This window comes from Bacillus sp. M5A3_1b, from assembly GCF_053345335.1.
Map to the genome: position 1 here is coordinate 1 of NZ_JBKEZY010000040.1, position 378 is coordinate 378.

1 protein-coding gene is annotated in these 378 nt (G+C 31.5%); it reads left to right on the plus strand.

Annotated features, from left to right (window positions below):
- The coding region (locus ACLBWW_RS28635) for an MSCRAMM family protein (protein ID WP_447614408.1) at positions 1-378 on the plus strand (378 nt) is incomplete at both ends.

Consider the following 378-nt stretch of genomic DNA (forward strand, 5'->3'; position numbering starts at 1 on the left):
ATTCGAAATCAAAAAAGGTATGACAGAAGTTTTATCACTAAAAGTAGAGAATGAACTAGTAGATAAAGGTTCAGTAGAAATTACAAAAGTAGATAAAGATAGTCAAAAAGTATTAGAAGGCGTAGTCTTTGAAATCCAAGATGAAGCAGGCAAAGTAGTAACGAAAGTAACAACAGATAAAGAAGGAAAAGCGAAAATTTCAGATCTATCTGTAGGAAGTTACAAACTAGTAGAAGTAGAAAGCTTACCAGGCTACAAAAAGCTAACAGAGCCAGTATCATTCGAAATCAAAAAAGGTATGACAGAAGTTTTATCACTAAAAGTAGAGAATGAACTAGTAGATAAAGGTTCAGTAGAAATTACAAAAGTAGATAAAGA